Origin of the sequence: Parapedobacter lycopersici, assembly GCF_040395035.1 — a bacterium.
Classification (GTDB): Bacteria; Bacteroidota; Bacteroidia; order Sphingobacteriales; family Sphingobacteriaceae; genus Parapedobacter; species Parapedobacter lycopersici_A.
Genome location: NZ_JBEBRB010000024.1, coordinates 1 through 14,644 on the forward strand (window position 1 = coordinate 1; position 14,644 = coordinate 14,644).

Here is a 14,644-nt window from a genome sequence, read left to right on the forward strand (position 1 = left end):
TGCCCACCTGTTCGGTGGCATTAACGGCGATGTCAATAAAACAGCCTTCCGTGAGTTAAGTAGGGAAAACCCATTCTTGGCACCCAATATTGCCATACGCAATTCGGTTGACCGCTTGCACATATTCGGTGGAATCAAAGGCAATGCAGGCGCAACCTTCGGATATAAAGTGCAAGCATTCTATAGACAAGTTGAGGGAATGCCTTTCTACCGGAATAACGCGGATTCGCCCCACCTTTTTGATATCATCTACGAAAGCGGTGAGGACGCCAGCAAGATCATCGGACTGGAAGGTGAGATTAATGTACGGGTTTCGGAAACAGTAAGCCTGGGTGGAAAGGCCAACTTCAATGAGTTCGATCTGGCACAGGAGCAGGAGGCGTGGTTCACACCCAAAATGAGACTGTCGGCACATACGCGGATCAACATCAGTGACAAGCTGTATATCAATGGGGAACTGCTCTTTCAGGGGCTGACCTACGGTTTTGTCGGGGATGCCGCCATTGACCTGAGTGATTACAGCTGGACGGAGATTGCAACCGGTGGAAGAAAAGTGACCATTCCATCGTTTGTGGATCTTAGCGCAGCTGCTGAATACCGTGCAACCGACCGGATCGGTGTGTATGTGCGGTTGAATAACCTGATGAGCACCACCTACGAACGTTATCTGTTTTACCCGCGACTGGGACTGAATGTGATCGGTGGTGTTAATTTTTCATTTTGACCGATAAGGTTATAACTTTGCAGGGAGAAAGTTGAAAGGATGAATCTGGGACTGTGCATAGCGAATTTGTTGAGGCAATATCCGGAAGTAAATGTGCCGGGTATCGGCATCTTCCGGAAAATTTCCGTTCCGGCCTCGTTTGAAGCAGAGGGACAGGTTTTTTCTGCTCCCGGCACGCGTATTGAGCTGGTTGAAGGGCAGGGGAGTGGACTGCTGTTGACCGATTACCTGCGTGCCCAGCGACAACTCAGCGAGGAGTCGGCGGGGCGTATGCTGGACGAACTGGTACAGGGACTGATTGCCGCCGCACAGCATAACGGCAAGGTACTTCTGTCGGGCCTGGGTTATTTAATCGCCGATGGCGCATCGCTGGTGTTTGAACAGCTGAATCCTGCGGGCCTGACGCGCAGGCCGGTAAAGGCCCTGCATCCGTTAACACCGGCGGTCACGGAACTTCCTCCGGGTACAACAGTGGAAGAACCGGGGCCGGTTATTCCCGCGGGCGCTGCGGATGATCAGCCGGTCATGGAACAGGAAACAGCAGCGCCGGATGAAGATGAGGAGACATTGGAGGAGCCGTCGCGCCGCACGGGCTGGTGGGTCGCTGCGGCGGTGGTAGTAGCATTGCTGGCGGGCGGTATATGGTTTTACCAGCCTGCGTGGCTGACTGGCATAAAGCAAACATCCGTTTCGGACCAGACCGATTCGGAACAGCCAGTTGCCGGACAGACCGCACAATTGCCGCTGGATAGCGGACAGACCGATTCCACGGGCCAGCCGGTTGCCATGGAAACTGCCGGCGGGCGTGATAGCGTTCCTGCTGCTGCAGCTGCTGCGCCGGCGCCGGTAGAAGCCAGCAAACCCGCGGTTACCTATGAAATTATCGTCGGCTCGTTTGCTACCATGCGGCAGGCGGATAAATACGTGAAGGAAATGAAGGCAAAGGGGTATGACCTGAAGGCAATCGAAAGCCGGATGCCGGGCAACCGGAAAAAGATCAGCTGGGGATCGTTTGCCACGGAAGAGGAAGCTTACCGGGAACTCGTTAGCGTACAGAAGAATTTTGAGCCGGGAGCCTGGATTGCCAAGGTCGTCCACGATGGAACGGAATAAAATGCATTGATATTAAAACAACATAATACTTAAAAAAATTACACGATCAATTTATGTTACTATTACAACAAGACACCATTTACCCGCTGGATACCATGGCGGAAGCGGCACAGCAGACGGTAGAGCTCGCAAATGAGCAGGTAAGCCTTATCGGGCTTTTATTTAAGGCAGGCTGGATTATGATTCCGCTGGCGTTGTTACTTTTTGCTACCCTGGTGATTTTTATTGAACGTTACCTGACGATAAAAAAAGCCTCTAAATATGACCCGAACCTGATGTCGCACATTAAACAGAGTGTGCTTTCCGGCCGATTGGACTCTGCACTGTCTGTTTGCCGGTCAAGTAACAGCGCATTGGGCCGGATGCTGGAAAAAGGGTTGCTGCGGATCGGACGCCCCATTAAGGACATCGAAGGAGCGATTGAAAATGTGGGTAAACTGGAAGTCGCCCGGCTGGAGAAGAACCTCAACCTGCTGAGCATTATTTCGACGGTCGCGCCGATGCTGGGCTTCATCGGTACGATTTTCGGAGTGATTATCATCTTCCGCGATGTGGAAGCTGCGGGTGGGATTGACATTGCCAGTGTGTCCGGCGGTCTGTATGTGAAAATGATTGCCTCGGCCTCGGGACTGACTATCGGTATTTTGGCCTTTGCAGGATATCACGTGCTGAATACAATGCTGGAGCGGCTGATTCTCCGGATGGAGACCGATGCCATTGAATTTGTTGACCTGCTGGACGAGCCCGGCTCCTAATTGCTGCTGATACGATTGAAACCTGCCCGGCAGCACGCTGTAAAGGCGATGCAAACGGCGGTTTCATAAGGCCATAAAAAGTATTTGACAAATGAATTTAAGAGCAAAACGAAATAATTCGGAGATCCGTGTGTTTACGGATTCCCTGAACGATATCATGTTTTTCCTGATGTTATTCTTCCTTCTGGCATCTGCTGTAGCTAACCCCCAGGTGGTGAAGCTGCTGCTGCCACGATCAAGTGCAGGAGAGCAGTCGGTTGCCAAGAAAACGGTAACTGTCTCCGTAACACAGGACCTGAAATATTTCCTGGATAAACAGGAGGTGCCGTATGAAAACCTGATGACAGCCCTGGAGGCCTACGTACAGCCCGGTGAGGAATTGACCATCATGCTTTACGCCGACAGCACCGTGCCCATTCAGAACGTGATTTCGGTAATGGATGTTGCCAATAAATTGAAAATCAGGTTGGTGTTGGCTACTGAACCCATTCGGGAATAACGGTGGCTAACCGGTTATGGAAAAAAGCCGATGATTTCATCATAGCTAATAGATAAGAATCATAGCACTGCATTTAGTACCATGAGTTATCATACACAGGAAGAGAATAATTACCCGAAGGCCATGTGGATTTCGAGCGGGATCATGGGGGGGCTGCTGTTGGTCAGCTTTTTCATCATGATCGGCTCGGCGCTGCCGCAATTCGGGATGGGCGGTATCATTGTCAACTACGGCACATCCGATATCGGGATGGGCGACGACTACATGACCGTGGATGAAGCTTCCGCGGACCCCAACGCAAATGAGGTGCGCCCCGACCGGATTGACCCACAGGAAACGGTTCAGCCAACACCATCACAGCAGATTACGGAAAGGAGCGTAGTCACCCAGGATCTGGAAGATGCACCTGCCGTAGTGGCCAACGAAAGAAAGAAAGCCAATGCCGAAGAGGCTACGGTGGAAAAAGAAGACAGCAAACCGGCTATCAATCCGAACGCGTTGTACCGGGGTGCGAAGAACAACTCCACGGGTAGGGGCGACGGCACAGGTACGGAAGCAGGTAACCAGGGAAGCAAGCTGGGCGATCCGCTGGCAGCTAATTACGGAGAAGGCGGTTCCGGTGACGGAAATATGGCGCTTTCGGTGACCAACAGACGCTGGGAGGTTCCACCGGCGATCGAAGACAACGGGCAGCAGGCGGGCGTTGTTGCCGTGGAGATCCACGTGGCTCCCGACGGACGGATTACGTATGCCCGGGCAGGTGTGCGGGGTACGACGCTGCCCGACCGGTCACTTTGGGAAAAATGCGAACGCGCCCTGCGGGGTGCACGGCTTAACCGGCTGGAGCAGGCTCCCCAGGTGCAGAAAGCTGTCGTTCCCATTTACTTCAGGCTGAAATAATTATCACATTCCATACCACATGCTGTACGAGGAGGCAATCGATTATCTGTACACCAGATTGCCTATGTTTACCCGCGACGGAGCATCCGCTTTCAAAAAGGATCTTTCCAATAGCTTAAGGCTTTGCGCTGCGCTGGGCGATCCGCACCGGCAATTTAAGTCCATTCATATTGCAGGCACCAACGGTAAGGGGTCCACATCGCACATGCTGGCGGCTATACTGCAGCTGGCCGGCTACAAAACCGGCCTGTATACTTCGCCGCACCTGGTGGATTTCCGCGAACGTATCCGGATTAACGGCGTGCCCATCCCTAAGAAAGAAGTTGCTGGCTTTGTCGACCGCAGCCGATCACTCGTGGAGGAAATACAACCTTCTTTTTTTGAACTCACCATGGTCATGGCCTTCGCCTACTTCGCTCGTGAGCACGTGGATATTGCCGTGGTGGAGACCGGTCTGGGTGGCCGCCTCGACTCGACCAACATCATTACCCCCCTGTTTTCGGTAATTACCAATATCGGTTACGATCATATGGCGATGCTGGGCAATACGTTGCCTGAAATTGCCGCGGAAAAGGCGGGAATTATCAAACCGGAGGTTCCGGTAATCGTGGGCGAACGGCAGGAGGAAGTGAGCGGCGTGTTCGACCGGGCAGCTGCCGAACGGCAGAGTGTGTTGACTTATGCTGCGGAATGGTGGCAGCCGGTTGCGCAGCAACGCGGCGAAGCGCATCAGGAAATAGAAGTGGTGCATCGGAGCGACGGTGGGCATTTTCGTTATGCGTTGGACCTGATGGGCGGTTACCAGGCCCGCAACCTGCCGGGCGTGCTGCAGGCAGTCACGGAGCTGCGCAGCCAGGGGTATGCCATTGCCGAACCGGATGTTTCAGCGGCGCTGAAGCAGGTACAGCAGCTTACCGGACTTCGTGGCCGGTGGGAGACCCTGTCGACCCGGCCGCTGGTCATCTGTGATACGGGGCATAACGAAGACGGATGGCGGGAGGTGCTGGCCAACATCCAGGCGACCCCGCATGCGGCGCTTCACCTGGTGATCGGTGTGATGCGCGATAAAGACCTAAGCCATATGCTTCCGCTGCTCCCCACGCACGGCCGTTATTATTTTTGCCAGGTGGATATGCCACGGGCGCTCCCCGCTGTGGAACTGCTGGAACAGGCGCAGGGTTATGGATTGTCGGGAAGTGCATTCCCGGGCGTAATGCCGGCGTTGCAGGCCGCAAAAACACAGGCACAGGAAGCCGACCTGATTTTCGTTGGCGGAAGTACGTTTGTAGTAGCTGACCTGCTGGCTTCCCATGACGCCGGGGCCGACGGTAGCCGGAGTAATACCGGTTAATCCTGTACGGTCAGTTCGCCACGGATATTCTTTTCTGCCCAATAGGCTACATCGCTTTGCTTGTTAAATTCGCCCTGCAGATACATCAGCTTGGTAACAGCAGCTTCAAAAGTCATGTCATACCCATTCAGTACACCCATCTCTTTGAGCCACTTGCTGGTTTCGTAACGGCCAAGCTCCACGCTGCCCACCTTACACTGTGAAATATTGAGTATATTCTTGCCATTCCGTATGGTCTGCCGGAGCATGTCAAGAAACCAGCTGTCGGTGGTGGTGTTTCCCGATCCGAATGTTTCCATGATGACCGAACGGGCATCCGATTCCAGTACGGCGCGGACGACCTGCCTGCTGATTCCCGGATATAGCTTCAGTACCGAAACGGCATCGTCAAGCCGGGTATGGAGCTGGAAATCCATGCCACTGTTGTTTAGCAGCGCATCATTATTGTATTTCAGGTAAACACCGGCTTCTACAAGTACGGGGTAATTAGGCGAACGGAACGCCTCAAATTTGGCCGAGTTATACTTGAACGAACGGTTGCCCCGGAATAATTTATTATCGAAGAAAATACACACTTCATGAATGAGTGATTTCCCTCTTTTTTTGGCGGAAGCAAGTTCCAGTGCGGTGATCAGGTTTTCCCGGGCATCTGTCCGTATTTCACCGATCGGCAACTGGGAACCCGACAGGATTACAGGTTTCTGTAGACCATCCAGCATAAAACTCAGGGCCGAAGCAGAAAAGGCCATCGTATCCGAACCGTGGAGGATGACAAAACCGTCATAGTCGTCGTAATTATCCTTGATCAGACTCGCCATTTCCAGCCAGATGGCGGGTGTCATATTGGACGAATCGATGATTGGCGTGAAGGAGTGTACACGCAGGTTGTAATTAAGCCGGGCAAGCTCCGGAATATTTTTGGCAATAAGGTCGAAATCAAAGGGGATAAATGTACCGGTCTGTTCATCCCTGACCATGCCAATGGTACCCCCGGTATAGATTACAAAGACATTATTCATCAGTTTGGCTGCTATGATATGGTTTGGTAAGCTGCATATTATATCCTGAATATCCGTTTAGCGTTTTCGGTTGTTGCGTCGGCAACCGCCGCCAAGGGAATTCCCTGCAAATCTGCGATTTTTTGTGCAATATGCAAGAGGTAACTGCTTTCGTTGCGTTTTCCCCGATGCGGCACAGGGGCCAGGTAGGGCGCGTCGGTCTCCAGTACCAGGTGGCGGAGATCCAGCTGGCTGACCACCTGATCGAGACCCGCGTTTTTATACGTTACCACTCCGCCGATCCCCAAATGGAGGCCGAGGGCGATCGTGCGTTCAGCCTGCTGCAGCGTGCCGGTAAAGCAGTGGAGCACGCCGGTGAGCCGGCCGTCCTGCTGATCGTCCAATAGTTCAAAAAGCTCATCGAACGCATTCCGGCAATGGATGGATACGGGCAGTCCGAGCGCTTTGGCCCAATCGGTCTGTATCCGGAACGCCTCCTGCTGCTCGGGCAGGGTGGTTTTATCCCAATGCAGGTCGAGGCCGATTTCACCGATGGCATATACCTTATTTTCGGCAATAGTCTGTTCAACAACGGCCAGCTCGTCGAGATAATCTGCTTTTACCTCACACGGATGAAGCCCCATCATCGGATAACAATTGGCGGGATAGTCTGCCGCCATGCCCAGCACTTTGGGAATGGATGTGCGGTCGACATTCGGTAACAGCAGCTGCTGCACACCGTGGTCGAAGCAACGCTGCATCTGGATGTCCAGCTCGGCATCGCCGTACAGGTAATAGGCATGGGTATGGGTGTCGATCAATACGGTTTCCTGTGTCATTATTAAAAATCATGTATTCCATAGCGGATAGCCGCCGGATGGACTAATGGATAACTGCAAAGGTATTAAAAAGAAACGCCCCGGTAATAATCGGGGCGTTTCGCGGTATTTTAGTTTGCCGTGCTGTCCGGTGCTGCCGGTTTCAGCACATCGACCAGCTCGATGTCAAAGACCAGGGGAGCAAACGGCGGAATGGTCCCGCGCATGTCTCCGCGTTCACCATATCCCAGCTCGGACGGAATAATCAACTTTGCCTTGCTGCCTTTTGGCAATAACAGTAAGCCTTCATCCCAGCCCGGAATTACCTGCCGCACGCCAATGGCAAATTTAGCGGGTTCATAAGGGCGCATGGGATTGAAAATGTTGTTCTTTTCGGCAATTTCCTTCACGGATGTATCGAACACGTCGCCACTGGTAAGTGCGCCAGTGTAATTAACCTGTACGGTATCGCCGGGCGTGGGCTTCTCGCCGGTACCTTCTTCAACAATCACGTATTGCAGGCCGGACGCCGTTTTCAACGGCTCCAGGTTGTTGTCCGCAATGTATTTGCTGATTTTTCCCGCTTCGGCCTGCTTCAACTTTTCGATTTCGGCTTCAAAGTACGTGTTCACTTCGGCATACAGTGCGCTATCGGTAAGCTCACCCTTTTTAAAGTGCCGGTTCACCTTTACATTGAAGATAATGTATTTGTCAGCGAACTCAGGTTTGGGCTGCATGGTTTTGGCAGCCATGGTATCCAAATCAAGCTTAAAGACGGCACTGTCGCCTTCGCCGAGCAGTTTAAACATCGAGTTGTAGTCGCCCGCGTAAAGGCCCGGAACACTGTCGGGCGCAATATTGATGATCTGTGGAAGGCCAATTTTATAGGTGCTGGAGAGCAGCGAATCCCGGTCGGTCTTCACTGTCATGGCGATCGATAGGAGGTCACCGGCCTGCGCTTTTGCCTGTCCGTTGTCTTTAACAATCTGGTATTGCAACCCGCCTTCGCCTGTCTTGAATTGCTGGCAGGCACCCATCAAAACCGCCGCAGCAAGTCCTAAAATTAAAATTGATTTCTTCATTTTGTTTGATTTGTTATTGTTTTAATAGTTCGTTATATGCAGGTAATATTGATTTGAATTTTTCCACGACTTTATCCAGCGGTTCGTTGGAATTGCCTCCAGCGGCATTCCGGTGCCCCCCGCCATTGAAATACTTTTTGCCGATTTCATTGCAAGGGAATGTACCAACCGACCGGAGCGATAGTTTTACCTGGTCGGTACGGTCAATGATCAGGGCAGCAAGTTTAATGCCGCTGATCGAAAGGGCGTAATTTACAAGGCCCTCAGTATCGCCTGTTGTGATATGGAAGCGGTTCAGGTCCTGGCGCGAGATGCTGAACAGGGCGGTATGGTATTCCGGAAGCACTTCAAGCCGGTTCAATAGGCAAAAACCCAGAAATTTGAGCCGGTTTTCCGATGAACTGTTGTAAACAAGTTCCTGTATTTCCCAATTTCTGGCGCCCCGTCGGATGAGGTCAGCAGCGATCAGGTGGACTTCGGGGGTTGTGGTCTGGAAGCGAAAAGATCCGGTGTCTGTCATTAGTCCTGTGTATAGGCACGTGGCTATTTCGGCGGTAATGGCCGAGTGATCGTCCATCACATTCACCAGAAAATCATAAACCAACTGGGCAGAAGCCGCCGCATTGCTATCCCAATGCCGGAAAACATCGAACCCTTCGGGTTCCAGGTGATGGTCGATCATCACTTTTGCACCAGGTGCATTCCGCACCGCATTTTCCATGGCATGGATGCGGGAGAGGTTATTGAAGTCAAGGCACCATATCATTTCAGCATCGGCAATCAGCGTGTCGTTTGCCTGGATATCCGCAGTATAGATCCTGATCTCCTCCCTGGCGGGCATCCAATCGAAGAATGCTGGGAAATCGGAGGGAACAATGAGGTGCACGGTATGTCCCTTTGCCTTCAGCCAAAGGTAGATGGCCAGTGAAGAACCCAGTGCATCGCCATCTGGTTTATGGTGCGTAGTAACGACAATATGCTTAGGTGCAGCAAGTTGGTGCTTAAGGACTTCCTGTGTCAACATTCAGATGTTAAAAGAGTGCAAACCTACTATAAAAAATCCGATTACCGAATTTTTTATACAGGTAAAACGGAAAAATTAACAGGCTGTGCGTGCCGGACTTTTTTGCTCCGTAAATCCCTTGATACCGTGAGTTGGTACCGGTATTCCAGTAGGAAAGCGAGCATGCGATGGACCGGCTGTGGGGAGTGGCGGATATAAGGAATATCCGCCGAATGGATATCAGTAATCATAGTGTTCTATGGAAGCAATCCGGTTGCCCGCTTCGGTGAATACCAACACCGGCCGGTAGCTGTCAGCTTCTTCTTCCGTGACATTGCAGAAGCTGAGAATATGGACGGTATCGCCGACTTTAGCGTGCAATGCGGCACCGCCATTCATGCACACCTCACCGCTTCCACGTTTGCCAGGCAATACGTACGTCATGATCCGGCTGCCGTTCACGGCATTATTGACATAAACCTGCTCGTATTTTTTTATCTGCGCAGCGTCCAGCAAATCAGCATCAATAGTGATGGATCCATTGTATTCAACATTTGCCTCGGTCACTTTTACCGTATGGATTTTTGATTTTAAGATGTTGATTTCCATTGTTGTTTTGTGTAAGTATATTCGCTTTTTTCGTTTTTATTTCAGCTGTTCACCGGAACCGCTATAGCGCTCAGGGCAATTTCTAGCTGCCCTTGGCGGATGATGTACTGTTGATGTTGGAAATGATACGTAAAATGATACGGAGCCTGGAGGTCTACAGCCTGTGCCGCAGCGCATCTCACCCGGTATTCTTCTCTGCCCTGACTGGCATATTTCACTACCTGGTACGTATCGGTATTCGCACACCTTTCGAGCGAAAACCAGGCTCCCTCACCGATGCCTCCCAGCCATTGGGCAGATTCGGGTAACTCATCCGGCCGTTCGGGTTCAGTAATATTGCCGGGTTTCCGGTCGCAGGGCAATAAACGTGCCTTGCTCGACGAAAGATTGTGCAGCAGCAGGTCTGCTTGAAACCGGAGTGATTGCCAGCGATTTATTTTGCGTGCGGTGATTGCACCGCGGTAATAACAATAAATCGTCCTGTCGGGTACGGCGTTTATCACGTTGCTCATGGGACTTGGTTTACCGCTTTCGGGAAAAACGAGCGATGTTCTTGCCGGATGGCCCGCGTGCATTCCAGCCAACAGGGTTTGTGCCACGAAACGGGAACAGCTGTTATTACCTTTTGCTATCGCGCCGTATTTTATGGGGCCCTGACTGACGAGCCGGTCGGCGAACGCCTTAGCCCGGTGATAGGAGATGCCGTTCGCTATGGAAAAGAACATTCTGCCGCCGCCGTGAGTGGCCGGTTCCAGCAGGTGGAGCTCGTCGACGATAGCCTGTAAGTTGCTGATGCTGCTCTTTTCAGTGACAATGGCACGAGTGTGCAGCAAGAGACGGGGATCGGAATTTACTGAACGAGCCCGGCCATAACCGCGAGGGGTAATGTAACGGCCAAAATCGTAGTAGGTCAGCTCACCGCTCCGTTTCACCAGGATAATGGCGGCATGTCCTACCTTGAAGTTTAAATTCTTAACAACACCTAATGATTTCAATATGGCCATCCATCGCTCATCTCCCCGTGCCGTAACGTCGGGCCATGCGATCACTAATGCCAGATCAAGGCTTTCGTCCAAATAACCCTCCTTTACCTGCTGTTTTTATGTTTCTCTCCATAGTTGACCGGCCGTTTGACCAAAACGGTAGCACAGCAGTGCTATCCGAATTTTTTAATTCTTGTGAACAAAACGACCTTTGCTGTTGCTGTCACGCCGCATGTGATCTTTAGAACCTTCAAAGAATATGCCGAAAGCACCTTATCCTCCCCAGCATGCCGGACCGGATAAGTCAGGTCGAGGTTGAGCGGTTCCATTGATACACATGGGTATCATGTCATAACAGGGGATGAAATAACAGGCTAAATCTGTAAAGAATTGGGAATGTCGGGGCAGTGGGTGTGCCATGACAACATTGATACAAACCCATTAACGAAATTTATCGGCCGGCCGGTTTAAATATATCTGGAAAAATTACGACTTTTACAGGCATTGCATTGAACCTAGATACAATAGATCAATAAACGATTATACAGATGAGCACTGCATAATTTCCGTAATAACAAGTTATGAGTAATTTATGCCGGATTCATTGCCATTGACAAACACATTATGCTGATAAAAAACTCGCTCCGGATTTTACAGGTAAAAACTAAATCGATTTTATGGTTTTCCATGTTGGCTATCTTTGTGATGGCGGCTGTTTCGTGCAATAAACGAAGCGGGAAACCCAGGCTGCTGGTATTTAGTAAGACCGCGGGGTTTTATCATGAGTCCATTGTGGATGGACGGGAAGCACTGATGCAATTGGCTGCTGCCAATGGTTATGAAGTGGATACGACGTCCGACGCCACCTGGTTCCAGGAAGACAGCCTGGCGCGTTATTCGGCCATTGTTTTCCTGAACACGACGGGTGATGTACTTAATCACTACCAGGAAGTCGCTTTTGAACGGTATATCCAGGCGGGAGGAGGCTATGTGGGCATCCACGCTGCTTCGGATACGGAGTACGACTGGGGTTGGTACGGTCGCCTGGTTGGGGCTTATTTTGATAGCCACCCAGTACCGCAGGACGCAGCGTTCCAGGTTGTTGATGCCAATCATCCGGCCACTGATTCGCTGCCAGCCACATTCACTTACCACGATGAGTGGTATAATTTTAAGAAGCTTTCACCGGATATACACGTGTTGATTACCATTGATGAGAAAAGTTATGAAGGAGGGAAGAATGGCACGGATCATCCCATTGCGTGGTACCACGATTACGACGGTGGCCGCGCATTTTATACCGGGTTCGGCCATTCAGCAGCAGCTTTTCAGGATCCATTGATTGCCAGGCATATACTGGGAGGGATCCGATATGCGATTGGGGATAACAGGAAGCTGAATTACAACCGGGCAAAGAGCCTGCCGGTCCCCGAACGGCAGCGTTTCGTGAAAACCCAATTGCAGCTTGGCGGCCTTTTTGAACCGACCGAAATGGCGATATTACCCAATACCGACATCCTGGTTGCGCAGCGACGCGGTGAACTGATGCGTTACAGCCAGGAAACACAGGCGTTGAAACAGGTGGGGTTTCTCGATGTGTACCATCGTACCGAAGTTCCCAATGTAAATGCTGAAGAAGGGTTTATGGGGCTGGCCATTGACCCGGATTTTGAGGTCAATAATTATATCTATGCATTTTATAGTCCAACCGATACTTCGGTAAATCGGCTATCGCGGTTTGTTTATGCTAACGATACTCTGGATAAAAGCAGCGAGAAAATTATTCTCCAGTTTTACTCGCAGCGCGACATCTGCTGCCATACGGGAGGATCGGTTGCCTTTGGCGGCGACGGGCTGCTATACCTGTCGACAGGCGATAACTCCACGCCATTTGATCAGCCAAACCAGCGGTTCCAGAACCACGGGTTTGCACCGCTGGACGGCCGGCCGGGCTTTGCGCAATATGATGCCCGCCGCAGTTCGGGCAACAGCAATGATCTTCGAGGTAAAATCCTTCGCATTAAGGTATTGCCCGACGGCACCTATGCGATTCCCGAGGGTAACCTGTTTGCCGAAGGACAGGAAAAAACCCGTCCGGAAATTTATGTAATGGGCAACCGTAACCCGTATCGTATTGCCATCGATCAGAAGACAAATTTCCTCTACTGGGGCGAAGTCGGGCCCGATGCCAATCACGATAGCCTCGCTACCCGGGGACCACGTGGATACGACGAAGTGAACCAGGCACGGGAAGCGGGTTTCTTCGGCTGGCCGCTTTTTGTTGGCAATAATTACCCTTACCGGGAATATAATTACACAACCGGGCAATCCGGTGCTGCTTTCGACCCGGCAAAACCAGAAAATAATTCGCCCAATAACACGGGTTTGCAACACTTGCCACCGGCGCATCCGGCATTTATCTGGTACCCCTATGCTGCTTCACCTGACTTTCCGCAGGTTGGCACCGGCGGACGTAACGCCATGGCAGGGCCGGTATATTACCGCGACTTCTTTCCTCAGGCAACACGCTATCCGGAATATTACGAAGGCAAGCTGTTTATCTACGATTGGATACGCGGGTGGATCCGGGCGGTTACCCTGCTTCCTAATGGTGATTTTGACAAGATGGAACCGTTCATGGAGGGACAGAAGTTCAATAATCCCATTGATATGGAAGTGGGTAAGGATGGCCGGCTTTATGTGCTGGAATACGGTACCGGATGGTTTACGAAGAATGAGGATGCGGGGATTGCCCGCATTGATTACCTGCCGGGAAACCTGGCTCCGCAGGTCGGTGCCATTGAAGTGGAACAGGTTAACGGCGGCGTGCCGTTCACGGTACAGGCGAAAGTAGCTGCTACCGATTACGAGGGCGATCCATTGACGTATACCTGGAAGATAGGGGACGTAACCCGGCAGACCAAGGAACCGGTGCTTAGCTATACACTAGATAAGGTGGGTGAATACACCGTCCGCGTTACAGTTGAAGATCCTTCGGGGGCGCGGACATCCAGCGCACCTGTAGCGGTATATGCCGGAAACGACAATCCGGTTATTGAGGTTGTGCTGACCAATACATCCGGCCTTTATACGCCGGGTGAATCAATCGGCTACGAAGTAAAGGTAGCCGATGGCGATCGGCCCATTGATCCGGCAAACCTGGTCGTGTCTGTGGACTACATTAAGGGCACCGATCTGGCGGGCGCTTCGCTGGGACACCAGCAGGTATCTGAACTGGTGCTTGGGCGAAGCCTGATGCTGGCTTCCGATTGCCAGTCGTGCCACAAGGTTGACGGACCCAGTGTGGGACCGTCTTATACTCAGGTGGCGGCCAGGTACCGGAAGCAAAACGACGCGGCAGCTTACCTTACCGGGAAAGTATTGCAGGGGGGGAGCGGCGTATGGGGCGAAGTGGCCATGCCAGCCCATCCCGGAATGAAGGAATCCGAGGCCCGGCAGATTATCCAATGGGTGCTTTCGTTGGGAGATAACCAGCAGGCAAAACTTAAATCGCTGCCAGCCAAGGGTACGATTGTGGCCCGTCCGCCCGCAGGAAGTGACAGTACGACGGTGATGCGGATTACGGCACAGTATACCAATACGCCGGGAGCGGGCATCAGGCCGCTGTCGGGTGTAAAGACAGTTGATTTACGACCGAAAAAGTGATCGATGGCCAGTTTTAGTTTTAGCAGTCCGTGGTCTGTGACTGGCGAAGGGTGAACAGTGGTCTGTGATGGGTGTTTGGTGATCTGTCTGTGAACGGTGGTGGATATTTGACGATCGATGATAAGTGGTTTGTAAAACCCCTC

The 14,644-nt window shown here is 51.8% G+C and carries 12 protein-coding genes and 1 pseudogene; 7 read left to right on the forward strand and 6 right to left on the reverse strand.

Annotated features, from left to right (window positions below; all coding sequences use genetic code 11):
- The 6 genes and pseudogenes from ABWO75_RS07015 to ABWO75_RS07040 form a co-directional block, all read left to right on the forward strand.
- A pseudogene (locus ABWO75_RS07015) lies at nucleotides 1–724 on the forward strand (hypothetical protein); the annotation flags it as partial.
- A gap of 39 nt (nucleotides 725–763) precedes the next feature.
- Nucleotides 764–1,837, forward strand: a complete 1,074-nt coding sequence (locus tag ABWO75_RS07020) for an SPOR domain-containing protein (protein WP_353183973.1) — start codon at nucleotides 764–766, stop codon at nucleotides 1,835–1,837.
- Between the two features lie 53 nt (nucleotides 1,838–1,890).
- Complete coding sequence (locus tag ABWO75_RS07025) at nucleotides 1,891–2,592, forward strand: MotA/TolQ/ExbB proton channel family protein (protein WP_353183975.1); 702 nt, start codon at nucleotides 1,891–1,893, stop codon at nucleotides 2,590–2,592.
- Nucleotides 2,593–2,683: 91 nt separating this feature from the next.
- Nucleotides 2,684–3,091, forward strand: a complete 408-nt coding sequence (locus ABWO75_RS07030) for an ExbD/TolR family protein (protein ID WP_257656236.1) — start codon at nucleotides 2,684–2,686, stop codon at nucleotides 3,089–3,091.
- 81 nt (nucleotides 3,092–3,172) lie between these two features.
- Nucleotides 3,173–3,991: an energy transducer TonB gene (locus tag ABWO75_RS07035; RefSeq protein ID WP_353183978.1), complete on the forward strand. Its 819-nt coding sequence runs from the start codon at nucleotides 3,173–3,175 to the stop codon at nucleotides 3,989–3,991.
- Nucleotides 3,992–4,010: 19 nt separating this feature from the next.
- Nucleotides 4,011–5,342, forward strand: coding sequence for a bifunctional folylpolyglutamate synthase/dihydrofolate synthase (locus ABWO75_RS07040; protein ID WP_353183980.1), 1,332 nt, complete (start codon nucleotides 4,011–4,013; stop codon nucleotides 5,340–5,342).
- Here ABWO75_RS07040 and ABWO75_RS07045 read toward each other — a convergent pair.
- The 6 genes from ABWO75_RS07045 to ABWO75_RS07070 all read right to left on the reverse strand — a co-directional run bounded on the left by ABWO75_RS07045 (nucleotide 5,339) and on the right by ABWO75_RS07070 (nucleotide 10,928).
- Nucleotides 5,339–6,361 (reverse strand): asparaginase, encoded by a 1,023-nt coding sequence (locus ABWO75_RS07045; protein WP_353183982.1) that lies wholly within the window; start codon nucleotides 6,359–6,361, stop codon nucleotides 5,339–5,341. The two genes, ABWO75_RS07040 and ABWO75_RS07045, sit on opposite strands and share 4 nt — an antisense overlap.
- 38 nt (nucleotides 6,362–6,399) lie before the next feature.
- Nucleotides 6,400–7,179: a TatD family hydrolase gene (locus ABWO75_RS07050; protein ID WP_353183984.1), complete on the reverse strand. Its 780-nt coding sequence runs from the start codon at nucleotides 7,177–7,179 to the stop codon at nucleotides 6,400–6,402.
- A gap of 110 nt (nucleotides 7,180–7,289) precedes the next feature.
- On the reverse strand, nucleotides 7,290–8,240 hold the full coding sequence (locus ABWO75_RS07055) for an FKBP-type peptidyl-prolyl cis-trans isomerase (protein ID WP_353183986.1): 951 nt from the start codon (nucleotides 8,238–8,240) through the stop codon (nucleotides 7,290–7,292).
- Between the two features lie 13 nt (nucleotides 8,241–8,253).
- Complete coding sequence (locus ABWO75_RS07060; protein WP_353183988.1) at nucleotides 8,254–9,264, reverse strand: DHH family phosphoesterase; 1,011 nt, start codon at nucleotides 9,262–9,264, stop codon at nucleotides 8,254–8,256.
- A 219-nt stretch (nucleotides 9,265–9,483) separates the two neighbouring features.
- Entirely contained in the window at nucleotides 9,484–9,852 is a 369-nt protein-coding gene (gene panD, locus ABWO75_RS07065; protein ID WP_257656243.1) for an aspartate 1-decarboxylase, read from the reverse strand.
- Nucleotides 9,853–9,893: 41 nt separating this feature from the next.
- Entirely contained in the window at nucleotides 9,894–10,928 is a 1,035-nt protein-coding gene (locus ABWO75_RS07070) for a DUF6695 family protein (RefSeq protein WP_353183990.1), read from the reverse strand.
- A gap of 531 nt (nucleotides 10,929–11,459) precedes the next feature.
- Here ABWO75_RS07070 and ABWO75_RS07075 point away from each other — a divergent pair.
- Nucleotides 11,460–14,501 carry a ThuA domain-containing protein gene (locus ABWO75_RS07075; RefSeq protein ID WP_353183992.1) on the forward strand — a complete coding sequence of 1,014 codons (3,042 nt, stop codon included), beginning with the start codon at nucleotides 11,460–11,462 and terminating at the stop codon, nucleotides 14,499–14,501.
- Nucleotides 14,502–14,644: the final 143 nt, after the last annotated feature.